This window comes from Streptomyces sp. NPDC041814, from assembly GCF_055590565.1.
The window spans coordinates 1,031,223-1,056,484 of the sequence record NZ_JBVJAM010000001.1; the positions used below are offsets into that span (position 1 = coordinate 1,031,223).

General features: G+C 72.9%; 23 protein-coding genes and 3 tRNA genes. 14 read left to right on the forward strand and 12 right to left on the reverse strand.

Translation table 11 applies throughout. The features are described from left to right. Window positions 1–85 precede the first annotated feature (85 nt). From ACZ6C6_RS04595 to ACZ6C6_RS04605, 3 genes are all read left to right on the forward strand, one after another. Window positions 86–427 carry a hypothetical protein gene (locus ACZ6C6_RS04595; protein WP_469198965.1) on the forward strand — a complete coding sequence of 114 codons (342 nt, stop codon included), beginning with the start codon at window positions 86–88 and terminating at the stop codon, window positions 425–427. 119 nt (window positions 428–546) lie between these two features. Further along, complete coding sequence (locus ACZ6C6_RS04600; RefSeq protein WP_469198967.1) at window positions 547–1,242, forward strand: bifunctional DNA primase/polymerase; 696 nt, start codon at window positions 547–549, stop codon at window positions 1,240–1,242. Further along, window positions 1,233–1,306, forward strand: a tRNA-Lys gene (locus ACZ6C6_RS04605). Before ACZ6C6_RS04600 ends, ACZ6C6_RS04605 begins: the two co-directional genes overlap by 10 nt. Before the next feature lie 60 nt (window positions 1,307–1,366). Here ACZ6C6_RS04605 and ACZ6C6_RS04610 read toward each other — a convergent pair. Beyond that, a complete protein-coding gene (locus tag ACZ6C6_RS04610) occupies window positions 1,367–2,581 on the reverse strand; it encodes a M6 family metalloprotease domain-containing protein (protein WP_469199342.1) in 1,215 nt (404 codons plus the stop codon). Between the two features lie 475 nt (window positions 2,582–3,056). On the opposite strand from ACZ6C6_RS04610, the gene ACZ6C6_RS04615 reads away from it, so the two are divergent. Next, window positions 3,057–4,904, forward strand: coding sequence for a putative bifunctional diguanylate cyclase/phosphodiesterase (locus ACZ6C6_RS04615; protein ID WP_469198969.1), 1,848 nt, complete (start codon window positions 3,057–3,059; stop codon window positions 4,902–4,904). A 3-nt stretch (window positions 4,905–4,907) separates the two neighbouring features. Here ACZ6C6_RS04615 and ACZ6C6_RS04620 read toward each other — a convergent pair whose 3' ends face one another. Together ACZ6C6_RS04620 and ACZ6C6_RS04625 are read right to left on the reverse strand one after the other, a co-directional pair. After that, complete coding sequence (locus tag ACZ6C6_RS04620; protein ID WP_469198971.1) at window positions 4,908–6,035, reverse strand: LLM class flavin-dependent oxidoreductase; 1,128 nt, start codon at window positions 6,033–6,035, stop codon at window positions 4,908–4,910. A 101-nt stretch (window positions 6,036–6,136) separates the two neighbouring features. Beyond that, the gene (locus tag ACZ6C6_RS04625) at window positions 6,137–6,919 is read right to left on the reverse strand and encodes a maleate cis-trans isomerase family protein (RefSeq protein WP_469198973.1); all 783 of its coding nucleotides are present in this window, start codon (window positions 6,917–6,919) and stop codon (window positions 6,137–6,139) included. A gap of 337 nt (window positions 6,920–7,256) precedes the next feature. Between ACZ6C6_RS04625 and ehuB the strand changes: the two genes are divergently transcribed. The 7 genes from ehuB to ACZ6C6_RS04660 all read left to right on the forward strand — a co-directional run bounded on the left by ehuB (window position 7,257) and on the right by ACZ6C6_RS04660 (window position 13,162). Next, window positions 7,257–8,159: an ectoine/hydroxyectoine ABC transporter substrate-binding protein EhuB gene (gene ehuB / locus ACZ6C6_RS04630; protein WP_469198975.1), complete on the forward strand. Its 903-nt coding sequence runs from the start codon at window positions 7,257–7,259 to the stop codon at window positions 8,157–8,159. A gap of 19 nt (window positions 8,160–8,178) precedes the next feature. Further along, on the forward strand, window positions 8,179–8,913 hold the full coding sequence (ehuC, locus tag ACZ6C6_RS04635) for an ectoine/hydroxyectoine ABC transporter permease subunit EhuC (protein ID WP_469198977.1): 735 nt from the start codon (window positions 8,179–8,181) through the stop codon (window positions 8,911–8,913). Next, window positions 8,910–9,554, forward strand: a complete 645-nt coding sequence (gene ehuD, locus ACZ6C6_RS04640; RefSeq protein WP_469198979.1) for an ectoine/hydroxyectoine ABC transporter permease subunit EhuD — start codon at window positions 8,910–8,912, stop codon at window positions 9,552–9,554. The genes ehuC and ehuD overlap by 4 nt, the downstream gene beginning before the upstream one ends. Then, window positions 9,544–10,395 (forward strand): ectoine/hydroxyectoine ABC transporter ATP-binding protein EhuA, encoded by an 852-nt coding sequence (gene ehuA, locus ACZ6C6_RS04645; RefSeq protein WP_469198980.1) that lies wholly within the window; start codon window positions 9,544–9,546, stop codon window positions 10,393–10,395. The genes ehuD and ehuA overlap by 11 nt, the downstream gene beginning before the upstream one ends. Window positions 10,396–10,578: 183 nt before the next feature. Further along, complete coding sequence (locus ACZ6C6_RS04650; protein ID WP_469198982.1) at window positions 10,579–11,337, forward strand: IclR family transcriptional regulator; 759 nt, start codon at window positions 10,579–10,581, stop codon at window positions 11,335–11,337. Between the two features lie 75 nt (window positions 11,338–11,412). Then, window positions 11,413–11,486 (forward strand) — tRNA-Lys (locus ACZ6C6_RS04655). A 131-nt stretch (window positions 11,487–11,617) separates the two neighbouring features. Next, on the forward strand, window positions 11,618–13,162 hold the full coding sequence (locus ACZ6C6_RS04660) for an MFS transporter (protein ID WP_469198984.1): 1,545 nt from the start codon (window positions 11,618–11,620) through the stop codon (window positions 13,160–13,162). Between the two features lie 114 nt (window positions 13,163–13,276). Here ACZ6C6_RS04660 and ACZ6C6_RS04665 read toward each other — a convergent pair whose 3' ends face one another. The 3 genes from ACZ6C6_RS04665 to ACZ6C6_RS04675 form a co-directional block, all read right to left on the reverse strand. After that, complete coding sequence (locus tag ACZ6C6_RS04665; protein ID WP_469198986.1) at window positions 13,277–13,867, reverse strand: lytic polysaccharide monooxygenase auxiliary activity family 9 protein; 591 nt, start codon at window positions 13,865–13,867, stop codon at window positions 13,277–13,279. Between the two features lie 165 nt (window positions 13,868–14,032). Next, window positions 14,033–15,847 carry an SPFH domain-containing protein gene (locus ACZ6C6_RS04670; RefSeq protein ID WP_469198988.1) on the reverse strand — a complete coding sequence of 605 codons (1,815 nt, stop codon included), beginning with the start codon at window positions 15,845–15,847 and terminating at the stop codon, window positions 14,033–14,035. 25 nt (window positions 15,848–15,872) lie between these two features. Then, window positions 15,873–17,183, reverse strand: a complete 1,311-nt coding sequence (locus ACZ6C6_RS04675; protein WP_469198990.1) for a peptidoglycan-binding protein — start codon at window positions 17,181–17,183, stop codon at window positions 15,873–15,875. Between the two features lie 207 nt (window positions 17,184–17,390). Here ACZ6C6_RS04675 and ACZ6C6_RS04680 point away from each other — a divergent pair. Further along, window positions 17,391–17,464 (forward strand) — tRNA-Lys (locus ACZ6C6_RS04680). 295 nt (window positions 17,465–17,759) lie between these two features. Here ACZ6C6_RS04680 and ACZ6C6_RS04685 read toward each other — a convergent pair. From ACZ6C6_RS04685 to ACZ6C6_RS04705, 5 genes are all read right to left on the reverse strand, one after another. Further along, entirely contained in the window at window positions 17,760–18,440 is a 681-nt protein-coding gene (locus ACZ6C6_RS04685; RefSeq protein ID WP_469198992.1) for a class F sortase, read from the reverse strand. A 1-nt stretch (window position 18,441) separates the two neighbouring features. After that, window positions 18,442–18,996 carry a hypothetical protein gene (locus tag ACZ6C6_RS04690; protein ID WP_469198994.1) on the reverse strand — a complete coding sequence of 185 codons (555 nt, stop codon included), beginning with the start codon at window positions 18,994–18,996 and terminating at the stop codon, window positions 18,442–18,444. 124 nt (window positions 18,997–19,120) lie between these two features. Next, window positions 19,121–19,909 carry an HAD-IIA family hydrolase gene (locus ACZ6C6_RS04695; protein WP_469198996.1) on the reverse strand — a complete coding sequence of 263 codons (789 nt, stop codon included), beginning with the start codon at window positions 19,907–19,909 and terminating at the stop codon, window positions 19,121–19,123. Window positions 19,910–20,031: 122 nt separating this feature from the next. Continuing rightward, window positions 20,032–21,078 (reverse strand): hypothetical protein, encoded by a 1,047-nt coding sequence (locus ACZ6C6_RS04700; protein ID WP_469198998.1) that lies wholly within the window; start codon window positions 21,076–21,078, stop codon window positions 20,032–20,034. Window positions 21,079–21,457: 379 nt separating this feature from the next. Beyond that, a complete protein-coding gene (locus ACZ6C6_RS04705; protein ID WP_469199000.1) occupies window positions 21,458–22,597 on the reverse strand; it encodes an ROK family transcriptional regulator in 1,140 nt (379 codons plus the stop codon). A 56-nt stretch (window positions 22,598–22,653) separates the two neighbouring features. Here ACZ6C6_RS04705 and ACZ6C6_RS04710 point away from each other — a divergent pair, with 56 nt between their 5' ends. Together ACZ6C6_RS04710 and ACZ6C6_RS04715 are read left to right on the forward strand one after the other, a co-directional pair. Beyond that, window positions 22,654–23,784, forward strand: coding sequence for a Gfo/Idh/MocA family oxidoreductase (locus tag ACZ6C6_RS04710; protein WP_469199002.1), 1,131 nt, complete (start codon window positions 22,654–22,656; stop codon window positions 23,782–23,784). Continuing rightward, the gene (locus ACZ6C6_RS04715) at window positions 23,781–24,260 is read left to right on the forward strand and encodes a heme-degrading domain-containing protein (RefSeq protein ID WP_469199004.1); all 480 of its coding nucleotides are present in this window, start codon (window positions 23,781–23,783) and stop codon (window positions 24,258–24,260) included. Before ACZ6C6_RS04710 ends, ACZ6C6_RS04715 begins: the two co-directional genes overlap by 4 nt. Window positions 24,261–24,323: 63 nt before the next feature. On the opposite strand, the gene ACZ6C6_RS04720 is transcribed toward ACZ6C6_RS04715, so the two are convergent. After that, on the reverse strand, window positions 24,324–25,184 hold the full coding sequence (locus tag ACZ6C6_RS04720) for a fumarylacetoacetate hydrolase family protein (RefSeq protein ID WP_469199006.1): 861 nt from the start codon (window positions 25,182–25,184) through the stop codon (window positions 24,324–24,326). Window positions 25,185–25,262: the final 78 nt, after the last annotated feature.

Below are 25,262 nucleotides of genomic sequence, written 5' to 3' on the forward strand. Positions count from 1 at the left end.
GCGGCGGACTGGACAATGAAGGGTGGCCGTCGGGCAACGGGACGCGAACCCGCGACATCCTGGGCCACCCGAGGAGGAAGACCACATGGCACAACCCGAGCAAGGCGAGCAGCGGCGGCTGCGCCCCGCACCCCTGCTCTTCGAGCCGGCGGCCGCCGTCGGGGACCCGGAGCACTTCTTCGACCTGGAGTCGATGGACGATCCGAAGGAGCTGCTGGGCCGGGCGACGGAGCTCGCCCTCGCGTTCCGCGCCGCGACCGACCGCGCGGTCGAGTTCCAGGCGATAGCGGCGGCCCAGCTGGCCGACCCGCGCCGGTTCGACCGGCTCACCACGGCGGACATCGCGCAGCGCGCGGAGTGGACCGAGGACTACGCGAAGAAGATGGTCGAGTTCGGGCGCACGCTGCTGAACACCCCGAAGCCCTAGGGTCCCGGTTACCACCACCGGCATATGCCCGGGCGAACCATACTCCCCGTGCGGTTCCCCTGTCCCGATTTCCGGCAACTCTCGGAATCCGGTTGATCACTCCCGGTAGACCTGTGCACATGACCGCATGGCTGCCCGACGAAACGACCCTGCACCACGGCGACGGACCCTGCCTCCGCGCCGGCCACGAGGCCGACCTGTTCTCGGCCCTGCGCGAGCCCGCCCGGAATCAGACGGCGCAGGTCACAGCGGCCGGTGCCGCGTGGCTGGCCGGGGCGACGGCCTACCCGCGCAGCGCCCTGGCCCAGTGGGAGACGCGCCCGACGGCGCCCGGGGTCCTGCCGTGCGGCACGGCGTTCGACGTGGTGAACGTACCCACGCTGTTCGGGCGCCGGATGCTGGAACACCTGTGGGCGGACGGTCCCGGCTCGGGTCCGGTCGCCGCGCACCGGGGCCGGATGCTGCTCTTCGCCTCCCCGGGCACGGCCCAGCGGCTGCCGTCGCTGCTGGACTGGGAGGAGTGGGGCGGCGCCCCGCAGAGCCGGAACGGCGGCGGTACGAAGGTGCCCCCGCTGCTCTGTCACGGCACCGGGGACGCGGTGACGGTCCCGCCCCTGACCTGCGACGAGAAGTACACGGGGCCCCGCTGGCTGGTGGCCCCGGACACCCGGACCCCGTGGCTGCCGGGGCCGGACGTACTGCTGTGGGCGTGCGTCCGGGTGGCCCGGTCGGCACCCTCTCCGACGCCCCGTATTTCGATTTTTCCTCTCACCGATCCGGGTGCTAAGGTCTACGACGTCAGCAGGCGCCGCTAGCTCAGTTGGTTAGAGCAGCTGACTCTTAATCAGCGGGTCCGGGGTTCGAGTCCCTGGCGGCGCACCGACGGAAGAAGCCCCTCGCGGAAGCGGGGGGCTTCTTCGTTGTCCGGGAAGAGCCCGGTCAGGTCCCCGTGGTGATGCGGACCGTGTACGCGCCCGAGGGCGTCCGGTCCGCGACCTCGACCGTGGCGTGCGCGCCGGGCACGGAGTACGTCTCGCCGACGCGCAGCGGCGCGTCCGCGAGCGGCGGGTAGACCGAGCGCTCCCAGCAGGCGTCGCTGCCCGGATGCGTGTCGAGCACCTCGACCGGGCCACCGCCGGACGGGGTCTCGTTCCGCACGCGGTAGAGCAGGACGCCCTCGGCGCAGGTCGAGAGGTCGTTGCCGGTGGCGGCGCGCGCCTCGACGGCCACCGCACTGCCCTCGCCGGTCCTGATCACGGCGAGCCGGGTACCGAGCGAGGCGCCGCGCACGGGCACGTCGGCCATCGGTTCGAGGGTGACGACGCGGTCGCTCTGGACGCAGACCACCTGCCGGTCGTCCAGCCAGCCCAGCTTCCACTTGTGCCAGCCGAAGAGGTCCGGTGCCAGGCCGAACTGGCTGCCCATGACGTCCCAGTCGCCGACGTAGGTGTCCCAGTCGCCCTTGCCGTCCGTGGGCCGGTGGTAGAGGTCGGGCAGGTCGAAGACGTGTCCGGTCTCGTGGGCGAGCACGTTGTGGTCCGGCGGGTGCTGCTCGAAGACGGTGACGACGCGCTTGATGTCCGTACCGTCTGCGTGCAGCGGCCGGTCGAAGTTGACGACCTTGGTGGCGTCCGAGTCGACGCCGGGGGCGTCCGGGTCCGCGACCAGGTAGACGATGTCGTACCGCGAGAAGTCGACCCGCTGGTCGGCCACGCGGATCGCGTCGCGCAGATAGGCGCTGCGCCGGTCGCTGGCCCAGTCGCGCCGTATGCCGTACCAGGTCGAGGGCTTCGGCATCCGGATCCACTCCCGCTGCGGGTGCGGGCGCAGCGTGAACTTCCCGTACGAGGCCCGCTGGAAGAACTGGGTGGTGGCCGGGAAGTAGTCGGCGGTGAGCTCGGCGGGGGTGGTGGCCGGCGCGGCGTCCGGGAACGAGAGGAAGACCATCACCGCGTCGAGGGCGCGGCCGGGGCGCGGGTAGGCGCCGTTCCAGCGGTCGACCCCGAGGGAGTGGTGCGCGGGGGTGCGGGGCAGCGCGCAGGGGGTGGCGTCCCCGGTGGAGGCGACAGCGGGCCCGGCGACGAGGGAGGTGGCGACGAGGGCCAGCAGCGAGACCAGCCCGGCGGCCAGCCCGCGCGGGCTGGGCCGCTCCACCTCTGGGGGCCCGGGCTGACGCGGCACATCTACCTCCGGTGGGCGAGCGGACACCTAGGGCCTGTCCGGAGTTCCCCGCCTGCGCCCCGACGCCCGGCACGGGGCGCGGACCCTCGAACCCTCCCGTCCACTTTGTGGGTTTATGGCCGTTTCGTCACGCTGGACTCCCCCAGTCGTGTCGGCCACCCCTCCGCCGGAATCCTTCACAGACAGTCACAATCGATCACCCGCGCACCGGGAGAGAGCAGAGGTGCGCAGAATCAATCAGTCACAGACAAACCGGATTTTTGTCCGCATGGGCCGTGCGAGTCGCGGACAGGTGCCCCGAGGGCCGGGGCGCTGGATCGGCCCGGGGCAGGCCCTCTATGCTTCACCTCGCTTTCCTGCGCGGTTTCCGCCTTTGACGACGGCACTCCACGCGGCGGGCCAGTCCGGTCAGAAGTGTCCGGGACAGAACTGCAGGGCGGAGCGAACGGTGAGCGCAACCTCCGAAGGGCCGGGGCCCGAGGCGCCCTCCGCACAGCGACCCGACGTCACACAGAGTCACGAAGCGTGGCCGCCCGGCACGTCCGCCACCGAGGCGCACGACTACCGGGCCGCGTTCCGCGCCGCGACCCTGCCGATGGCCGTGGTCGACCACGAGGGCCTGATCGTCACCGCGAACGAGGCGCTCGGCGCGCTGGCGGGCACCGGGGCGGCGTCGCTCACCGCGCAGTCGGCGGCCGATCTGGTCGACCTCGCGGCGGACGCCCGCGCCTGGCACGCGTACCGCGAGGTGCTGCACGGCCGGAGCTCCCGCTTCCGCTGCACCCGCCGCCTCAAGCACCCCGACGGGCGCTCGCTGTGGGCCGAGATCACCGTCGTACCGCTGCCCGACGCCCGGCAGGCGGACCGCGAGGACGCACCGGGTCAGGTGCTGCTCTCCGTCGAGGACGTCAGCGACCGGCGCGAACTGCAGAAACGGCTGCGGCATCTCCAGATGCACGACCCGGTGACCCGGCTGCCCAACCGGGCGCTGTTCTTCGAGCGGCTGTCGGCGGCCCTGCGCACCGCGCCGCACGAGGACGGCACCGGCTCCCGCGTCGGGCTCTGCTATCTGGACCTGGACGGCTTCAAGGCGGTCAACGACACCCTGGGGCACCGCATCGGCGACCGCCTCCTCGCGGCCGTCGCCGCCCGGCTCACGGACTGCGCCGGGCAGGAGGGGGCCTACCCGTCCGGTGCCCCGCTGGTGGCCCGGCTCGGCGGCGACGAGTTCGCGGTCCTGGTCGAGGAGTCCACCGGCACCGAGCAGCTGACCGGCCTCGCGCGCACGGTGCTGGGCGCCCTCCAGCAGCCGTTCGACCTGGGCGGGCAGCGGCTCTCGGTGTCGGCGTCGATCGGGGTGGTGGAGCGGCCCGTCGCGGGCACGTCGGCCACCGGTCTCATGCAGGCCGCCGACACCACGCTGTACTGGGCGAAGGCGGACGGCAAGGCCCGCTGGACCCTGTTCGACCCGGAGCGCAACGCCCACCGGATGACCCGCCAGGCGCTGTCCTCCACGCTCCGCCCGGCCGTGGAGCGCGGTGAGTTCACCATCGAGTACCAGCCGCTGGTCGGCCTGGCCGACGGGGTGGTGCGCGGGGTCGAGGCGCTGGTGCGCTGGAACCACCCGCAGTTCGGCATGCTCTCGCCGAATCGGTTCGTCGCGATCGCCGAGGAGGACGGCTCGATCGTGCAGCTCGGCCGCTGGGTGCTGCGCTCCGCCTGCCGCCAGGCCAGGCGCTGGCAGCTGGACCACCCGGAGCGGCCGCCGCTGTTCATCAGCGTCAATGTCGCGGTGCGCCAGGTCTGGGATTCCGACCTGGTCACCGATGTCGCGGAGATCCTGGCGGAGACCGGGCTCGACCCGGCGCTGCTCCAGCTGGAGCTGACCGAGTCCGCGGTGATGGGCTCGGCGGGCCGCCCGCTGCGGGCCCTTCAGGCGCTCAGCGACATGGGCGTCCGCATCGCCATCGACGACTTCGGCACCGGCTACTCGAACCTCGCCTACCTGAGCCGCCTCCCGGTGTCCGTGCTCAAGCTGGACGGCGCGTTCGTACGCGGCTTCCGCTACGAGGACGGCACGCACCCCAGCCCCGCCGACGAGACGATCGTCCAGGCCATGGTCGAGCTGGCGCACCGGCTGGGCCTGACCGTCACCGCGGAGTGCGTGGAGACGGCGGGGCAGGCGGAGCGGCTGCGCCGGATCGGCTGCGACACCGGACAGGGCTGGCTCTACTCGCGGGCGGTGGCCCCGGAGCGCATCGCCGAACTGATCGGAACCCGCGCCCCGGGGGCGTGACCCCTACAGCTCCGGCATCCCGTACGCGTCGGCGATCAGGCCGTAGCTGCGCAGCCGGGCCTCGCCGCTGTGGGCGTTCGCGGTGATCATCAGCTCGTCGGCACCCGTGCGCTTGACCAGGTCGTCCAGGCCGGAGCGCACCTCGTCGGAGGTGCCGTGCACGATGTTGACCAGCCAGGTGTCCACGAACTCCCGCTCCATCGGCGAGAAGGCGTACGCCTCCGCCTCCTCGGGCGTCGGTACGAGACCGGGCCGCCCGGACCGCAGCCGGAGCATCGACAGCGCGCCGGTCAGCACCTGGCGCCGGGCCTCGCGCTCCTCGTCGGCGGCCAGCGCGGCGACGCCGATCAGGGCGTACGGCGCGTCGAGCACCGTGGACGGCTTGAAGGAGTCCCGGTACAGCTCCAGGGCCGGCACGGTGTTCTGGGCCGAGAAGTGGTGCGCGAAGGCGAACGGCAGCCCGAGCACCCCGGCGAGCCGGGCGCTGAAGCCGGAGGAGCCGAGCAGCCAGATGGGCGGCCGCGCCGGGGACTGGACGCCGCCCTCGGCGGTGGCCTGGACGGGGCCGGGGACCGCGTGGATGCGGGCGTAGGGGTGGCCGTCGGGGAAGTCGTCGTCCAGGAACCGGGTCAGCTCCATGAGCTGCTGCGGGAAGTCATCCGCACCCTCGTTCAGCCGGTCCGTGCGCCGGAGCGCCGCCGCCGTGGCGCCGTCCGTGCCGGGGGCCCGGCCCAGGCCGAGGTCGACGCGGCCGGGGGCCATCGCCTCCAGGGTGCCGAACTGCTCGGCGATGACGAGCGGGGCGTGGTTGGGCAGCATGACGCCGCCCGAGCCGAGGCGGATGCGCTCGGTGCGGGCGGCGGTGTGGGCCAGGATCACGGCCGGGGACGAGGAGGCGACGCCGGGCATCGAGTGGTGCTCGGCGACCCAGTAGCGGTGGAAGCCCCGGCGCTCGGCCAGCTGGGCGATCTCCACGCCGGTCCGCAGGGCCTGGCCCGCCGTGCGGCCCTGGCCGACGGTGACCAGGTCCAGTACGGACAGCGGCACGGGGGCGGTGCCCCGGGCCGTGCCGCGGATCTCGTCGCCCTGGATCTCGTCGCCCTGGATCTCGTCGCCTCGAATCTCGTCCACGTTCTGGCCCTCTCCGGTGGTGCGCGTCGGTGCTCGTACGTCCGCAGAGCACGAACAGGAGGAGGGCTCCGTTTATTCCGGGGGCGCCTCTTCCGCCTCTTCTACCGGCTCTTCCTGGTGTGCGCGTACGCCCGTCCGCTCCCCCGGCTCACCGGGGCCGGCGGCTGCTCGCGGTGAGCGAAGAGCGCGCCGAGCCGCGGGGCCCAGGCGGGGCGGTCGGCCAGGCGCAGGGCCTCGCGGGCCGCCACCTGGTTCGCGGTGAGGACGGGCTTGCCGAGCGCCTCCTCCAGCTCGGGGAGGTGGGAGACGGTGTGCAGGGCCGTGTCGGGGATCAGGACGGCCTCCGCCTCGGGGCGGTCGGCGGCCCTGGCCAGGTCGAGCACCTGCTCCGCGCTCCAGGCGGCGGCCTCGGCGGCTCCGGTGACGCCCGCCGCGTGGGTGCCGGTCACCTCCACGCCGGTCTCCCGGAGGAACGCGGTGAACCGCTCGGCGAGCGCTTCCGGGTAGGTCGCGGCGACCGCGACGCGCTCGGCGCCCAGCTTCCGCACCGCGTGGACGAAGCCGATCGAGGTGCTGGACGCGGGCACGCCCGCCGCCCGGGCGAGGGCCGCGACCTGGTCGTGGGCGCCCTGCCATCCGTACGGGAAGCTGCCGCCGTCGCAGGCCCAGACGATGGACTGGACCCCGGAGCGTTGCAGCTCCTCGATGCCCGCGGCGAGCCGGCCGGGGGTGCCCAGGGCGCTCAGGGCCTCCTCGCGGTAGGCGGCGTCCGGGCTCTCGGTGTGGTGGACGACGAGTCTGATGGTGCTGTCGAGGAGGATCTCCATGCGCGGGTAGTCGTCCTCGGCGAAGTGGCCCGGGTAGAGGAATCCGACGGTCGTCATGTCCACCCTTTCTCTGCGCCTGCGTCTGCGCCACGGGATCGCGGCGGCACTGACCGGTTTCCCCGCTCCTGTTCCAGTATTCCGCCATCCGCCCCGGTTCTCGCCCCGGGCGGATGACGCGTGCATGAAAGACGGCGGGCCGGGCAGCCGTCGCGGTACGGAGCCGGGGTACGGGACATCCCGCGCAAACTCCGCCTTCCGGCCTGCCCGCGGACACGGGAAGGTCACCCTCCGGCCACCGTTCGATTACATGCGCTTTCTCCCTGCATAGAAACCCCGGATCGGGCAGGCGCCAAGCCTGTCCGGACTGTTCGAACCCTTCAGGAGATTGCGAACCATGGCTGACTTCCCGAACCTGTCCCGCCGGGGATTTATCAACCGATCGGCAGCGGTGGGCGGTCTGCTCGTCGTCCCGGGCCTTCTCGCCGCGTGCAGCAAGACCGGTGAGGGCTCCGCCGACGGCGAAGGCGCGCTGGCGAAGCTCCGCAAGCAGGGATTCGTACGGGTCGCCTACGCGGACGAGGCGCCGTACGGCTACATGGAGGGCAAGGAACTCAAGGGCGAGGCGCCCACGTTGCACCGCGAGATCTTCAAGGCGCTGGGTGTGGACGAGCTGAAGCCCACCCTGTCCGAGTGGGACGGCCTGATCCCCGGTCTCCAGGCCGGAAAGTACGACGTGGTCAGCGCCGGTATGGCGATCACCCCGGAACGCTGCGCCAACGCCCTCTTCTCGGAGCCGGAGTTCATCTCGCCGACCGCGATGATGGTGAAGAAGGGCAACCCGAAGAAGGTCACCGACCTCGCCTCCGCGAAGGAGGCCGGGATCACCATCGGTGTGATGGCGGGCGCGGTCGAGGGTTCGTACGCAAAGGGCGCCGGGATCCCCGAGGGCAGGATCAAGACGCTGCAGAAGCCGCAGGACGGCGCGGACGCGGTCAAGGGCGGCCGGGTCGACGCGTTCCTGCTGACCGGGATCTCGCTGCGCTGGCTCGCCAAGACCAACGAGGGCACCGAGGTCACCGAGGCGTTCCTGCCCGAGGTGGACGGCAAGAAGCAGTACAGCCCCGGTGGCGCCGTCTTCCGCAAGGGCAACGAGGAGCTGCGCGACGCGTTCAACCGCGAGCTGAAGAAGATCGTCGCCGACAAGTCCCGCTATGTGGAGCTCCTGCGCGACTACGGCTTCGGGGCGACCGAGCTGCCGCCGGCCACGCTGAAGACGGCCGATCTGTGCAAGGGCTGACAGGGACGGTACCCACCGCATGAATGATTTCTTCTCGGCCTTCGCCGACGATCTGCCGCAGCTGCGGTCCGGCCTGTGGGTGACCCTGGAGGCCACGGTGTTCGGCGCCCTGGTGGCGCTCCTCCTGTCGTTCGTCCTCGGCCTGATGTCACTGAGCCGGCTCATGCTGTCGCGCGGGGTCTCCCGCGTGGTCGTGGAGTTCTTCCGCGGCACCTCGCTGTACGTCCAGCTGTTCTGGCTGTACTACGCGATGCCGCAGCTGACCGGGTACGAACTGACGCCGCTGGTCTGCGGGGTGCTGGCGTTCGGCCTCAACTACGGGGCGTACGGCGCCGAAGTGGTGCGCGGCGCGGTCAACTCCGTTCCGCGCGGGCAGTACGAGGCGGCGCTCGCGCTGAACATGTCGCCGCTGCACCGGATGCGCAAGGTGATCCTGCCGCAGGCGTGGGTGCAGATGATCCCGTCGTTCACCAACCTGCTGATCCAGCTGCTGAAGGCGACCCCGCTGCTGTGGCTGATCTCGGCGGCGGACCTGATGACCGCCATCGAGAAGCTCCGCAGCCGTACGGGCGAGACCCTCACCGCGTACGCGACGCTGCTGGTCTGCTACTTCGTCCTGGCCTATGCCCTGACCCTGCTCATGAACCTGCTGGAGCGGACCGCCAAGCGGCGGCTCGGCCTCGCGGCGGGCGGGAAGAGCCTGCTGAAGACCCGTAGCGCCGTGTCCGCCGCCCAGGCCGGAGGTGCCAGGTGAACAACGACTTCGACTGGGGCGCGGTCCGCGAGGCGTTCCCGCAGCTCCTGGACGGGTTCTGGACGACCCTGCTGGCCACGGTGTTCGGCACCCTGGTCGCCGCTGTGCTCGGGCTGGCCATCGCGGTCGCGGGCCGGGCCCCGAGCCGGCTGGTGACCGTGCCGGTGAAGGCGGTGATGGAGTTCATCCGCTCCACCCCGCTGATCGTCCAGCTGGTCGGTGCGGCGGCACTGTTCACCTCCGTGGAGCCGCTGACCGTCGGCATCGTGGTGCTGGGCGTCCACTACGCCACGTACACCTCCGAGGTGTACCGCGCCGGGATCGACGCCGTGCCGAAGGGGCAGTGGGAGGCGTGCCGGGCCCTTTCGCTGCCCGTCCGGCGGACCTGGCAGGCGGTGATCCTGCCGCAGGCCGTGCGCAATGTGGTGCCCGCGCTGGGCAACTACGCGATCTCGATGTTCAAGGAGACGCCGTACCTCGCCGTGATCACCGTGCACGAGATGGTCTTCGAGGCACGCGACTACGGCACCAAGCACTTCGCCTTCACCGAGGTGTTCACGCTCGCCGGCCTGATCTTCCTGGTCGCGAGCTACCCCACGTCCCTCCTGATGAGGAAGCTGGAGAAGCGCCTTGGCCACTGAACCCCTCCCCTTGCAGAAGAACGCGGCCGCGGCCCCCGAGGACGTCGTGCCCGTCGCCGTGTCCAAGGATGACGGGCACCCGCTCGTCCGCTTCGACAAGGTCGTCAAGCGCTACGGGGACCACACGGTCCTGGACGAGCTGGACTTCACCGTCGAGCGCGGCGAGCACGTCACGCTGATCGGGCCCAGCGGCTCGGGCAAGACGACGATCCTGCGCCTCCTGATGACGCTGGAGCGGGTCAGCGACGGCGTGATCTGGATCAACGGCGAACCGCTGACGCACACCCGGGCGCCGGGCGGCTCGCTGAAGCCCGCCTCCGAGAAGCACCTGCGCGCGGCCCGTCGGCGGATCGGCATGGTCTTCCAGCAGTTCAACCTCTTCCCCAACATGAAGGTGCTCCAGAACATCACCGAGGCGCCCGTCAACGTCCTCGGCATGGACCGGGACAAGGCGGAGGCCCGGGCCCGGGAGCTGCTGGAGCTGGTCGGGCTCTCCGGCAAGGTCGACGCGCACCCCTCGCAGCTGTCCGGCGGGCAGCAGCAGCGGGTCGCGATCGCCCGTGCGCTGGCGATGGAGCCGGAGATCCTGCTCCTGGACGAGGTGACCTCCGCGCTCGACCCGGAGCTGGTGGCCGGGGTGCTGGAGCTGCTGACGGACATCGCCAGGAACACCGACATCACGATGCTCTGCGTCACCCACGAGATGAGTTTCGCCCGGGACGTCTCGGAGAAGGTGCTGATGTTCGACGCCGGACGGGTCGTGGAGTCCGGTTCTCCGGAAAAAATCTTCTCCGATCCCTCGCACGAACGCACGCGCGAATTCCTCAACGCAGTGCTGTGACCTCGGCATCCGTCGCCCACTCATGACGGTGGCATATGCCATACGGGTGCGCCCCTGCTGACAGCTCCGGGGCGCACCCACGAGTCCGCCGCACCCCGCCCCGAACGGGCCGTCGGCGGCTATCGTGGTGGCGAGGCAGAGGCCCCGCGAACCGGCCTCCGGTCCCGACCGACAGGGGAAGTCGTGGTGTTGAAGCCCGAACCGACCGCGCCGTTCCACTCGGTGCAGTACGCCCTTCGCGTTCTGGAAACGGTCTCCAAGCACGGCAGCGGGGTCACCGAGACCCAGCTCTCCCGGGAGACGGGGCTGCCCGTCGGCCACCTCACCTCCCTCCTGCTGACGCTGCGCCGCGAGGGCTACGTCGAGCAGATCACCGACGGGGCGTACGTCATCGGCGCCTCGCTGCTGCTCCTCGGCTCGGGCGCGGCCCGCCGCCAGGCCCTGGAGTCCAAGCTCCAGCAGACCCTGGCCCAGCTCCGCGACTCGGTCGGCGCGGCGGTCTACATCAGCCGGTACGTCGACGGCGAGATCCGCGTCACGCAGTACGCCGACAGCCCGCTCACCCCGGCGGTCAACGAGTGGGTGGACTTCAGATCGGCGGCGCACGCCTCGGCGATCGGCAAGTGCCTGCTGACCCAGCTCGACCAGAACGGCCGCCGCGACCACATCGCCCGGCACAAGACGCCCCGGCTGACCTCGCGGACGATCACCAGCGAGAAGGTCCTCTTCTCCAAGCTGGACAGCCAGCCCGCCACGGTCCCGGTGCTCGACCTCCAGGAGTACGCGGTCGGCACGGTGTGCGCGGCGGTGCCGCTGACGGCCGGGTCGTCGGCGGGCTGCCTGGCGCTGTCGATGCCGGTGAAGGACGCGCACCGGCTGCGCGCGGCGGCGGACACCCTGAACCGGCGCGCGGCCCCGATGCTGCTGTCGCTGGCCCTGTAGGACCGGCCGGCCGCGCGGCCCGGGCGGGTGGTCATCAGCACCCCGCCGGACCAGGTATTATTTTCACGTCAGCAGGCGCCGCTAGCTCAGTTGGTTAGAGCAGCTGACTCTTAATCAGCGGGTCCGGGGTTCGAGTCCCTGGCGGCGCACAGACAACGCACGAGGCGGTTTCCGTATCCACGGAGACCGCCTCGTGCGTTTTGCGCTGCCCGCAGCCATGTACGAACGTTTTACACAGGCGTACTAGACAGCTGTTTTAAACAGCCGTATATTCCTTGGCATGACGAACCCCACGAGCACCACCGCCGCCCCCGGCGCACTCGCCGGACGTCGGGAGTGGACCGCCTTCCTGGTCCTGCTCCTCCCTCTCCTCCTCGTCTCGATGGACGTCTCCGTCCTCTTCTTCGCGATCCCGTCCATCGACCGGGACCTCGCCCCCAGCGCCACCCAGCAGCTGTGGATCTTCGACGTGTACGCCTTCGCCCTGGCCGGCCTCCTCATCACGATGGGCTCCCTGGGCGACCGCATCGGGCGCCGGAAGCTGCTGATGATCGGGGCACTCGCCTTCGGCGCCGCCTCGGTCTGCGCCGCCTACGCGAACAGCCCGGAGATGCTGATCGCGGCCCGGGCGGTCCTCGGGATCGGTGGGGCGACGCTGATGCCCTCCACGATCGGGCTCGTGCGCAACATGTTCCGGAACGAGCGGCAGCGGGCGCAGGCGATCGGTATCTGGTCGGGCGCCATGGCCGGCGGGGTCGCGCTCGGCTCGGTGCTCAGCGGGGCGATGCTCCAGCACTTCTGGTGGGGCTCGGTCTTCCTGATCAACGTGCCCGCGATGGTGCTGCTGCTGGTGCTCGTGCCGCTGCTGGTCCCGGAGTTCAAGGACCCGAACCCGGGCCGCTTCGACTTCCTGAGCGTCCCGCTGTCCATGGGCGCGGTGCTGCCGGTGGTGTACGGCATCAAGGAGAGCGCCGCCCACGGGCTCGACATCGCGTGGGCCGCGGTCATCGCCGCCGGGCTGGCCGTCGGCTGGGTCTTCGTCCGCCGGCAGCGCACCCGCTCCGACGCGATGATCAGCCGGGAGCTGTTCCGGGGCCGGGGCTTCGGTACCGGGATCGGGCTCAACGCGCTGGCCGCCTTCGCGATGATGGGCTCGGCCTTCTTCACCACCCAGTACCTCCAGTCGGTGCTCGGCATGAGCACGATGGAGGCCGCGCTGTGGAGCCTGGCCCCGTCCCTGGCGGTGGGCGCGGCGGCGCCCGCGGCGACCGCGCTCGCCCAGCGGGTCCAGCGGGCCTACGTGGTCTGCGGCGGGTTCGCCGTCGGCGCCGCGGGCTTCGGGGTGTTCACCCTGGCCGGGACCGACTCGCTGGTCCTGCTGCTGATCGGCTCGGGCGTGATGAGCAGCGGCATCGTCGCGGTGATGGCCCCCGTATCGGACATGGCCATGGCGGTCAGCCCGGCGGAGAAGGCCGGCTCGGCCGCCTCGCTCCTGGAGACCGGGCAGGAGTTCGGCGGGGCGCTGGGCATGGCCCTCCTGGGCGCCGTCTCCACCGCGGTGTACCGGGCGGACATGCCCGCCTCCGCCCCCGAGGCCGCCCGCAAGACCCTGCCGGGCGCGCTGGCGACCGGTGACCACTCGCTGATCGCGATCGGCCGGGACGCCTTCGTCCACAGCATGCGGTACGCCTCGGTGACCGGCTCCCTGGTCCTGCTGACCGGCGCGGTGCTCGCGGCGACCCTGCTGCGCCGGGCGGGCCGGGCGGCGGCCACCGAGGAGACCGCCGCCGAGGCACCGGCCGCTCCGGTCCCGGCCGGGGCCTGACCGTGACCCGGCCCCACCGGCACAGCGAAACCCCGGGGAGTCCTTGGACTTCCCGGGGTTCGCCGTGCTGCCGCCGACAGCACGGCGGTCACCGGCGGACGTCAGAGACGCACGTCAGAACTGCACGTCCGAGCACGCGTAGAACGCGTTGGCCGTGTCCGCGATGTTCCAGACGCTCAGGATGATGTGCTTCCCGGACTTCTGGGTGGGGATGGTGCCCTGCTGGGTCAGGGTCGCCGGGGGCTGCTGACCGCCGTACGGCACCGTCATGAAGGGCTGCGGCTCCAGGTCGGCCCGGGTGAGCGGCTTGGTCGAGTCCCAGCCGTCCTTGGTGATGTAGTACCGGAAGTCCGTCGTGGCGTGCCGGGCGGTGAACTGCCAGCGGAAGCTGAAGCCCTGACCGGCGCTCACCTTGGTGGCGGGCCAGTTGCCGCCGCGCGGGTCGTCCAGCTGGGCGAATTCGCCGTGGCCACCGGAGCAGATCTTCCCGTCGGCCGGTCCGGCGGCCGGGAAGCCCTTGGGGCCCTCGACGCTCTGCGGCTCCCACTGGATGTTGCCGCAGCCGGTCACCGTGCCGTTGGCGCACAGCTTCTGACGGCTGATCGGGTTGTCCGTGTACCCGTGGCTGCTGGCGCTGCTCGTCGCGAACATCGAGACGCCCGCTACCGCAAGGCCGACCAGGGCCGCGCTTGCCTTCATACGCATGAGATGTCGCTCCTCGGATCGTGGGGGGAGTGGGGATTCCATGAGCACTGCCGCGTACGCGCGTTCTGCGGTCTAGACCAAGGCTCAGATTATTGCCGCGCCTTGACCATGTCCAGACCAATGAGCGCGGGATTCCGGTTGCCCCGGGACCTCCCCCGCGCCTCCTCAGCTGCCGTCGCCCCCGGTCCGCCCGGTGTAGAACGCCACCGTCAAGTCCTTGACCAGCGCCTTCCGTTCGTAGTCGTCCAGCTCCACGAGGCCCCGTTCCGTGAGCCGGCTGACGGTGTCGTCCACCGCGTCCACGACCGACGTCAGCACGCTGTCCCGGTGCTGCGCGTCGATCGCCGCGATCCGGCGCCGCTGCATGGCCGCGGCCACCTCCGGCGCGTACTCGATCCCGGTCGGCTGGGCCGAGTACACCTCGACGCCGACCGGCTCGCAGTCCGCCTTCAGCATCCGGGTCAGCGCGTCGCCGACCGCCTCCGCGTTGCGCAGGGTGTGCGCGTCCTCGTGGAAGGCGTCGGCGGGCAGCTGGGACAGGACCCGGGCCATCGCTGCCTCGACCTGCTCGCGCAGGTACGCCTCGTGGTCCTCGATCCCGAGCGCCGCCCGCACGGTGTCCTTGACCCGCCACACGACCTGGACGACGACCCGCAGCGCCGTGCCGTTCGCGTCCACGGCGGGCAGCGGCTCGCTGCGCCAGTGCCGCAGCCGTACGTCGATCCGGCGGCGCAGCAGCAGGGGGCTGACCCACACCAGGCCGGTGCGCCGCACGCTGCCCCGGTACTGCCCGAAGAGCGTGAGCACCCAGGCGTGCCCGACCCGCCCCCGGCCCAGGCCGCCGAGCGCGAAGAGCACCACGGCCGCCAGGAACACGAGCGCCGACCAGGCCCCGGTGGGCAGCCCTTCGTACGGCCGCGGGCCGAGCCCGACCCGGGCGAGCACGGCGGCCGGGACCACCCCGGTCCACCACAGGACGCCGCCCGCCGCCGCGATCCCGCCGAAGCCGGTGAGCAGCGCGGCCCAGCCGGGCAGCGCGGGCCCGGGGCGCTCGCGCAGCCGGGGGTCGGCGTCGGGGGCGGGCCGGGTCGAGGGCCGCACCTGGGGCGTCCTCGGCACGGGCGGCCGCCGCACCCCGGCCCCGGGGTCGCCGCCGCCCGGCCGCACGACGGTGGGCGGCACGGCGGCGGCACCGGCGCGCTGTTCCTCGCGGAAGAGCAGGTGGACGGGGATGGAGGCGGTGCGCTCGTTGGCGATGACCGCCTGGTGGCGCCCGGTGTCCCGGACCGGGTCGGGCCCGGGCACGCGGGCCCCGGTGAGGGCGAGGACGGGCTCGGGCCGCGGCGCCTCCGCCAGGGGCACGGCGTCCTCGGGCTCGGCGCTCCGGGGCTCGGCGTCGTGCGGCGCGGCGTCGTGCGGCACGGCGTCCTCGGGCTCGGCGCTCCGGGGCTCGGCGTCCTTGACCAGGGCCGGCGCGGGCACCTCTGCGGGGCGCGCGTCCTCGCACACCGCGTCCTCGCGTACCGCGTCCTCCGGCACCGCGTCCGCAGGCTCCTCCGCGCGAGCCCCCGCCGGCACCGAGACCGAAGCCGAGGTGGCCCCCAGCGAGGCCCTGCGGTCCTCCTCGCCCGGCGGGACGTCGAGCACCAGATCGACGACGGAATCCGTGTCACCGCTGTCCGGGGCGGGCGGCTCCGACGGCTCCGTCATGTGGACCACCACCTCGTCGTCCGAGGGCACCGACACCGACACCGGCCCGAAGAGCGGAGGTGGCTCGGGCGTGCGGGTCGCGGCCGGGGTCGCGCCCCGCACCGGCAGCCCCTCGGCGACCGGTTCGCCCGCCGCGGCCCGCGCGGCCCACGCGTCCGTGACGCTGCCCGCTCCGCCCGGGCCGACCCATTCCCGTACCGGGACCGCTCCGTACTCCGTCTCCTGGCCGTACTCCGGGTTTCCGGAGCTGTCCGACACCGTGGATCGCATTTCCGCCTCCGTCATGTCCGTCGTGTCACGCGAAGAGTCGCCGCCAGGTCTCCGGGCCCGGATAGCCGTCGGCCTCCGTCCCCCGCCAGCCCTGGGCCTTCTGGAAGGTCTCGACATTGCGCCGGTCCGCCTCGGTCCACCGGGGGCTGGGACCCAGCCGGTAGTGCGCGCCGTATCCCTTCTTCACCAACTGTTTTCCGAGCCTGTCGACATGGCTGTTCGACTGACCGGGCCGGAAATAGCCCCGTCCGGGGAAGGCCGGAGCCGTCTCGGCGCCGCCCGGCCTCTTTGCGGCGGGGATGTCGCGGCCGGTTCCGGTCACCAGCAGCTTCCAGGTGTCCGGGCCGGGGATGCCATCGGCCTCGGCGCCCTTCCACCCCTGGGCCTGCTGGAACGCCCGGGTGGCCCGGCGGTCGGCGTCGGTCCAGACCGGGTCGGGGCCGATCCGGTAGAAGCGCTTGCCGCCCCGGGCGACGAGCATCGCGCCGAGCCGGGTCACGTACGCGTTCTTGGCGTGGGGCCCGAACTTCGCGGCACCGGGGAACGGGTCCTTCTCCGCCTCACTGCCGGACTTCCCCGTGCTCAGGCCCTTGTAGCGGTAGGCCACATAGCTCGCGGAGTTGGTCCAGTACGCCATGGGCGTCGTCTGCTTGCGGGTGTGCGGCTTGGTCTGCTCGTACGCCGCGTAGTGGGTGTGCGTGCTGTCGGTCCAGCCGCCGAAGATCGTGACGTGGGAGCCGTTCCCGGGGTCGGCGAGGTTGTGGAAGAGCAGGATGTCGCCGGGCTGGAGGTCCGCGCGGGCGATACGGGTGCCGTACGCGGCGAGGCTGCCGGTCCACTCGTTGCCCGGCAGGTTCCAGGCCATCGACACATAGCCGGAGCAGTCCTGCCGGTAACCGTCCGACCAGTACTTCGACATGCTGTACGGGACCCGCGCGTCCAGCCACTTCTTCGCGCGGTCGATGATCTCGGTCCGGGTCGTCGCCCGCGGCTCGGCCGTCGCGGCCTGGGCCGCCGCCGGCCCCGGCGATCCGGCCCCCCGGAGGGGACCCGGCAGCCCCTGCGGGCTGTCCGGCAGCGGGCCGATCCCGGTCGGCACCCCCGTGCCCGGCACCGGGGCGGGGTCGGCGGGCGCTCCGACGGACTCCGCGGCCCCGCCGCCGAGCACCACCCCGGCGGCGGTGACCAGCACCATCGCGCGCCGCGCGCCGCGCGCGGCCGGGTGGCCGCCGTACCGCACGGGAAGTCCCCCGGCGGCGGTCCGCCGCTGGGCGGCGCAGCCGGGACACGGACAGTCGATGGCGGGTACGTACTCCTCGAAGTCCGGCACAGTCATGCGATTCCCCTCCGCGGTCGTCAAGTTCCTCGGGCGCATCTGCTCGGGCGTCAGCGTGTCAACGCTCGCGGCCCACGTCGCGACATACCGCAGTTTGACGGATAGAAGGGAAAAAACGACCATCCGACAGGCCGGGAAGACCGGACGCCCCCGGGGGGATGGTCGGGAGCACCGCCGGGGATCGGGTAGAGTTTTCCAGGTCAGCAGGCGCCGCTAGCTCAGTTGGTTAGAGCAGCTGACTCTTAATCAGCGGGTCCGGGGTTCGAGTCCCTGGCGGCGCACGCACAGCCAAGGCCCCCTCGCTTCGCGCGAGGGGGCCTTGGTCGTTCTTCGACGCGCTTCCGCAGCCCCCGCCCGCGTGCGGAGGGTGACCGGTTATCGACGTAACGTCAGAAAGCGGCTGGGCGGACGGGGCGCGTCCCCCTACAGTGGGGTGTGCGGCGGACCCGGACGCCACCGACCTCCCGTGTCCGCGCCGGGCCACTCCCGCGGCCCGCGCACCGCGGTCGAGGACCGGCCCGGCCGCAGCCCGGGGAACGGGCGGCGGCCGGGCCGGGTACCGGTCTTCCGTGTGGGTCAGGCAGCCTTCGCCGCGCTCTTCTCCGCCGTCAGGTAGGCCGAGACGACCACATTCGCGGTGTACGAGTGGGACTTCTGGTCGTACGTGCCGCCGCAGGTGATCAGCCGCAGCTCCGCCCGCCCGTCCTTGCGGGGCCCGTACGCCTTCTGGGCGTCGAACCGCGCACGGGTGAGGACCTGCACGTCGTCGATGGTGAACTCGGCGACCGTGCCGTCCGTACGCGTGACGTCGACCTTCGCGCCGGGGCGGGCCGCGCTGAGCCCGTAGAAGACGGCGGGCTTCGTCTCGGTGTCGACATGGCCGACGAACAGGGCCGGTCCCTCGGCGCCGGGCCGCGTGCCGTCCCCGTACCAGCCGACCGTCTGGGGCGTGTCGAAGGACGGCGGCTCGATGGCGCCCTCCGCGTCCAGGCCCCGGGAGACGACGGGGGCCTCGACGCCGATCGACGGGATCGTGACACTCTTCGGCGCGACGCCCCCGATCGGCGCGTGCGCCGGGGGCAGCGGCACGCCGAGCGGGCGCCCGACCGCGGCGACGTCGCCGGTGGTCGGGGCCGAGCCGATGCCCGAGCCGTCCGTGATCCCGCGGCCCCAGAGCCACAGGCCCAGCAGGATGACGGCCCAGGTCACTCCGGTGAGCAGTCTGCCGCGCCCCGCCGCCTCCTGAGGTGCGGACATGTCAGTCGGCCGCCGGCCGGCGACGGCGCACGCTGCGGAAGGCGACGGCCACGGCCGCGACGGCGGCCAGCCCGAGGCCGATCACCTCATGGGCGGTGCCGGGGCCGTCCTGCTCGGCCGTCTCGCTCGCGAGCACGGCGGTGCCTCCGCCACCCGCGTGGACCGGGGCGATGGGCACGGGCCGCTCGCGGTGCACGACGGTGAGGGTGGCGGTCACCCGCGTGTGCTTGTCGCAGACCGCCTGGACGTCGTAGTCACCGGGCTCGGCGTCCGCGCGGACGCGGGCCTCGGCGTAGAGCGTGCGGTCGCCGCCGGACGAGAACCGCGCCTCGGAGACGAAGGCGTCGGAGCTCCCCTTGGCCTCCTTGGCCTTGCAGCCGGACAGCTCCAGCTCGACCTCGCCGCCCGGGGCGACGGACGAGGGCGAGACCGACAGGGCGGCGCGGGACCGGGAGTCCTCGTGGCCGGAGCCGGATTCGGCCAGTGCCGAGGGGATCGGCACCAGGGTCGCCGCGGCCAGTGCGGCGGCACAGAACGTGAGGGGTATGGAACGCATCGTGAACCTCCTGATGGAAGGTTCACGCCTGCGGGTGGTTTCCGCATCCGCAGCGCGGGGGCGCTGGGCCGGTGGAGTGGGGAGCGGATCCGGACGCCGGTCCGCTCCCCCGTGTCATCCGGTGTCAGGCCGGCTCGACCAGGCCGACCAGGTCCGCGATGGAGTCCACGACCGTGGAGGGCCGGAACGGGTACTTGTCGATGTCCGCGACCGTGGTGAGCCCGGTGAGCACCAGGAAGGTCTGCATGCCCGCCTCCAGCCCGGCCAGCACATCGGTGTCCATCCGGTCGCCGATCATGGCGCTGGACTCGGAGTGCGCCCCGATCGCGTTGAGCCCGGTGCGCATCATCAGCGGGTTCGGCTTGCCCGCGAAGTAGGGGGCCTTGCCGGTCGCCTTGGTGATCAGGGCGGCGACGGAGCCGGTCGCGGGCAGCGGGCCCTCGGCGGACGGGCCGGTCTCGTCCGGGTTGGTGCAGATGAACCGGGCGCCCGCGTTGATCAGCCGGATCGCCTTGGTGAGCGCCTCGAAGGAGTACGTACGCGTCTCGCCGAGCACCACGTAGTCCGGGTCGTGGTCGGTGAGGACGTACCCGATGTCGTGCAGCGCGGTGGTGAGCCCGGCCTCGCCGATGACGTACGCCGTGCCGCCGGGGCGCTGGTCGTCCAGGAACTGGGCGGTGGCGAGGGCGGAGGTCCAGATGTTCTCCACGGGCACGTCCAGGCCCATGCGGTTCAGCCGGGCGTGCAGGTCGCGGGCGGTGTAGATCGAGTTGTTGGTCAGGACCAGGAAGGGCAGTCCCGAGTCACGCAGCCGCTTGATGAAGGCGTCGGCGCCGGGGATCGGGGTGCCCTCGTGGATGAGGACCCCGTCCATGTCGGTCAGCCAGGACGAGATCGGCTTGCGCTCTGCCATGTGGGACTCCAGTTGCCGTACGCCAGGTGCGGGGACGCCGGCGGCACCGCGTTGTGCAGCGCCGACGCCCCAGAGTTTAGGCCGACTGTTCGACCTGAGGTACTGGCTGACCGTCCGAATGATCAGTGGCCGGCGCGGCGGGTCCGGCGGGACGCGAGCACCATCGCGCCGCCGCCGATCAGGAATCCGGAGACGGTCAGGGCGGGCAGGGCCACGGGGACGGAGATGCCGGTCGCGGCGAGCTGCGGGACCCCGGCCGGGTCGGTGCCCGGTGGCACGGGGCGCCGGGTGGTGCCGGTCCGGCCGGAATCCTCGTCGCCCTTGCCCTTCACCGTGCCGCTCCCCTCGTCCTCGTCCTCGCCGGTGCCGCCCACGTGCTCCCGGCCCGTTCCGTCCGCGTGCTCGCGGTCGCCGTCCGTCTCGCCCGTCCCGGTGGTGTCCTCGTCGTGCTCGACCACGGAGAACGGGTAGTCCTCGGACTCGCCGACCCACTCCCCGTCGCCCCCGTCGCCGTTCCCGGCGCCCCGGCGCTGGACGATCGCGGCGTTCGCGGTGATCCGGCCGGGGCTGGTGTCGGAGGTGAACGCCAGCCGGACCTGGACGGTGACGGTACGTCCGGCGGGCACGGTGAACCCGGGGAAGGCGTCGCCGCCCTCGCCGCCGAAGACCCCGATGTGCTCGTCCCGGTCGGTCGTCTCCCAGGTCACGCGGTGCTCGACCCCGGGGTGGGCGCGTTCCGAGAACTGAAGCTGGATCTGGTCCGAGGTCAGCGCCCGTTCCTCGTCGGTGAGGACGAGCACGGGGTGGATCGCCCGGCAGGACTCGGTGGTCGTGTTCGTCAGGTCCAGGAACCAGGTGCCGTAGCCGCCGCCGGACGCGTAGGTGTCGGGCCCGCCGTGAATGCGGGTGTCGATGGGAAAGCCGGCCGACGCGGGGTTGCCGCAGGCCGGCTGCTGGTCGGCGGTGGCCGCGCCGGGCACGCTCGCCCGGATCGGCCCGCCGGCCGTTCCGGCGACCGCGCTGCGCTGCGGGGCGGCGGACGCGGTCGCCCCGCCGAGGACCACTGGCATCACACTCGCGGCGGCCAGCCCGAGCGCGAGGCCGTGCCGGGTGCGGCCGGTCCCGGGGGGTTCGGTGGGCTCGGTGGGCTCTGCGGATTCGGGGGGCATGGCAGGGCAGCCTCCACTTCGTACGGCAAGGGCCGGTCGGAGCGCGGGGCGCCGCGGGCGGCGCGGCCCCGGGCACCCCTCGGAGTGGCCGACCCTGCCACGCGCGCGCGAGCGCCCCGCGGAGGCGTGCCGGGGGGCCGCCCGGACGGCGGGACGAGGACGCCCGGACGGCGGAGGGCGGGGCCGGTCCGGGGCGGCGTAGGGCTAGCAGGCCGAGGTGGCGGACGAGGGTTGGCCGGGGGGCGGGGCCGGTCCGGGGCGCCGGAGACCGGGGCGGCGGGGTTGGCTGTGGCGCCGGAGACCGGGGCGCCGGAAGCCGGGGCCGGGGGCGGCGGGGCACACGCGCCGGTCCCCGGGGCAGCCCGCCGGAGCCCTCAGGTCAGCCCGTGGCGGGCGTCCCGGGTCGGCCCGTCTCCGGCGCCCCGGCGGTGTCCACCCGCCCGAACAGCGGTGCCAGCACCAGCTGCGCCGCCCCCTCCGCGACCGGGTGGCGGCCCTCCTGGTGGGCGGTGACCGGGACCGGGGTGCCCCGCGCCCCGTCGCGGCGGGAACGCTCGTCCAGGACCGCGCGCACTCCGCGTACGAACGTGTCGGGGTCGGCGGCGACCGTGCGGCCGCCCAGGACCACGCGGTCGATGTCGAGCAGCCCGACGAGGTTCGCGGCCCCGGTCCCGAGCACCCTGGCCGCCTCCGCCGCGTCGCCCCGGCGGACGGCGGCCAGGCACAGCGCCTCCAGGCAGCCGCGTCCGCCGCAGTCGCAGCGGAGGCCGTCCAACTGCACGGTCTGGTGCCCGAACTCGCCCGCCCCGGTCCGCTCCCCCCGGTGCACCTCGCCACCGAGGACGAGCCCCGCGCCGAGGCCGGTGCCGAGGTGGAGGTAGGCGAAGTCGGCGGGGCCGTCCGCGCCGAGGGCGAGGCCGAGGGCGGCGGCGTTGGTGTCCTTGTCGAGGACCACGGGCAGCCCGGTCCGGGCGGCGAGCGCGTCGCGCAGCGGGTAGCCGTCCCACTGCGGGAACCCCGTGACGCGGTGCAGCACCCCGCCCCGGTGGTCCAGCGGGCCCGGCACGGCGACGCCCGCCCCGAGCACCGGCAGCGCCCCGTCCCCCCGCACGGCGGCGACCGCCCCGGCGGCGGCCGTCAGCACCTCGTCCGCCGGGGCCCCGAAGTCCAGCGGAGCCGTACGGCTTGCGGCGACGACCCCCGCCAGGTCCACCAGCACCACGGTCAGCCCGTCGCGGTCCAGATGCAGCCCCACCGCGTGCCCCGCCCCGGGGACCAGCCGCAGCACGGTCCGGGGTTTGCCGCCCGTGGAAGCACGGCGGCCCGCCTCGGCGGCCAGGCCCTCGGCGCGCAGCCGGGCGGTGATCTTGCTGACGGCCTGCGGGGTGAGCCCGGTGCGCTCGGCGAGTTCGAGCCTGCTGATGCCATGCTCGCCGGCCACCCGCAGCAGGTCGAGCACGAGGGCCGCGTTGTGGCTGCGCAGGGCGGGGAGGTTCGCGCCGGTGTTGCTCCTGTTCACGGACCCATTGTGGCCCGCGCTTGCACTTTGGCAACAGCGTTGCCAAAGTGGACGGCATGACCTCCCACACCTCCGGCTCCCCCCTGCGCGTCGGACTCGTCGGCTACGGCCTGGCGGGGTCCGTCTTCCACGCCCCGCTGATCACGGCCACCGAAGGACTCGTCCTCGACACGGTCGTCACCCGCGACGAGGAGCGCCGCGCCCAGGCCCGCGCCGCCCACCCGGACGTACGCTTCGCCGACTCGCCCGACGAGCTGTGGCAGCGGGCGGACGAGCTGGACCTGATCGTCGTCGCGTCACCGAACAGGACCCACGTACCGCTGGCGCGGGCGGCCCTGGAGGCCGGGCTTCCGGTGGTCGTGGACAAGCCCGTCGCGGGCACGGCGGCCGAGGCGCGGGAGCTGGCGGCGCTGGCCGATGAGCGCGGGCTGCTGCTCTCGGTCTTCCAGAACCGCCGCTGGGACAACGACTTCCTCACCCTGCGCGCGCTCCTCGCGGACGGCGCCCTGGGTGACGTCCAGCGCTTCGAGTCCCGTTACGAGCGGTGGCGCCCGCAGCTCAAGGGCGGCTGGCGCGAGTCCGGCGATCCGCAGGAGATCGGCGGGCTGCTGTACGACCTCGGCAGCCACGTGGTCGACCAGGCGCTGACCCTGTTCGGCCCGGCGGCCCAGGTGTACGCGGAGTCGGACCTGCGGCGCCCGGGCGCGGCGGCCGACGACGACACGTTCGTGGCGATCACCCACACCTCGGGCGTCCGCTCGCACCTGTACGTGAGCGCCACGACGGCCCAGCTCGGCCCGCGCTTCCGGGTGCTCGGGTCGGACGCCGGCTTCGTGAAGTACGGCCTCGACCCCCAGGAGGCCGCCCTGCGCGAGGGTGCCCGGCCGACCCCGGGCGAGCCGTGGGGCGAGGAGGGCGAGGAGCTGTGGGGCCGGCTCGGCGCGGGCGAGTCCCCGCTCACGGGCGGCGGCACCCCGGTCCGTACCCTTCCGGGCGACTACCCGGCGTACTACGCGGCGGTCGACGACGCGCTGCGCGGGACGGGCGACAATCCGGTGACCGCCCTTCAGGCCGCCGAGGCCCTGGACGTCCTGGAGGCGGCCCGCCGCTCGGCCCGCGAGGGGATCACCGTCACCCTGCGGCCCGTCGGCGCCCCCGCCCACGTCACCGAGGAGCAGCCCGTATGAACCCCACCGCTCCGACCATCTCCGAGCTGATCGCCCAGGAGCGCCGGCTCACCCTGCCGCACTTCGGCTACGACGACGCCTACGCGCTCGGCGGGCTGCTGGTCTCGCTGGCCCGGGAGCGGCACGCCCCGGTCGCGATCGACATCCGGCGCGGGGCGCAGCAGCTGTTCCACGCGGCGCTGCCCGGTTCGAGCGCGGACAACGACGCGTGGATCGACCGCAAGCGCCGGGTGGTCGAGCGGTACGGCGAGAGTTCGTACCTGGTGGGGACGCGGTTCCGGGCGAAGGGGACGACGTTCGACGAGGCGTCCCGGCTGGACCCGGACCTGTACGCGGCGCACGGCGGCTCGTTCCCGGTCGCGGTCGAGGGCGCGGGTGTCATCGGCTCAGTGACGGTCTCGGGGCTGCCGCAGGCGGAGGACCACGCGCTGGTCGTGGAGGCGCTGGAGCAGTTCGTGTCGCGGATCGGCGGCTGACGTACGCGGAGGGGTGGGGTCCGCGTACGAACGGACCCCACCCCTCCGATGTATCGGGGCGCACTACGCGTCCTTGAGCTCCTGCCGCTGCCGGCCCAGCCCCTCGATCTCCAGCTCCACCACATCGCCCGCCCGCAGGTACGGCTTGGGATCGGGCTGCCCCATGGCGACGCCGGCCGGGGTGCCGGTGTTGATGACGTCGCCCGGGTAGAGCGTCATGAACCGGCTCAGATAGCGGACGACCTCGCCGACCGGGAAGATCTGGGCGGCCGTGGTGCCGTCCTGCTTCAGCTCGCCGTTGACCCAGAGCTTCAGCGGGAGCGCCTGCGGGTCGGCGACCTCGTCGGCGGTGACCAGCCAGGGGCCCAGCGGGTTGAACGTCTCGCAGTTCTTGCCCTTGTCCCAGGTCCCGCCGCGCTCGATCTGGAACTCGCGCTCGGAGACGTCGTGCGCGACCGCGTACCCGGCGACGTGGGCGAGCCCTTCCTCGGCCGTCTCCAGATAGCGCGCGGTACGCCCGATGACGACGGCGAGCTCGACCTCCCAGTCGGTCTTCACGCTGCCGCGCGGCACGAGCACGGTGTCCTCGGGCCCGACGACGGTGTCCGGGGCCTTGAAGAACAGGATCGGCTCGTCCGGGATCCGCGCCCCGGTCTCCTCGGCGTGGTCGTGGTAGTTCAGCCCGATGCACACGATCTTGCCGATGCGGGCGAGCGGCGGGCCCACCCGCAGCCCCTCGGCGTCGAGCGGCGGCAGCCCGCCGGGCGCGGCCGCGGCGGCACGCACCCGGGCGAGCGCCTCCTCGTCGGCGAGCAGGGCGCTGTCGATGTCGGGGACGATGCCCGACAAGTCACGCAGGGTTCCGTCCCCGTCCAGCAGCGCCGGTCGTTCCGCGCCCGCCGTACCCACACGAAGCAGCTTCAAGAGTCGTTCTCCTCGGTCGGGATCAGGCCCGTCGGATGGGTGGCGGCCATCGCAGGCTTGTCCGATCCTCCAAGACAT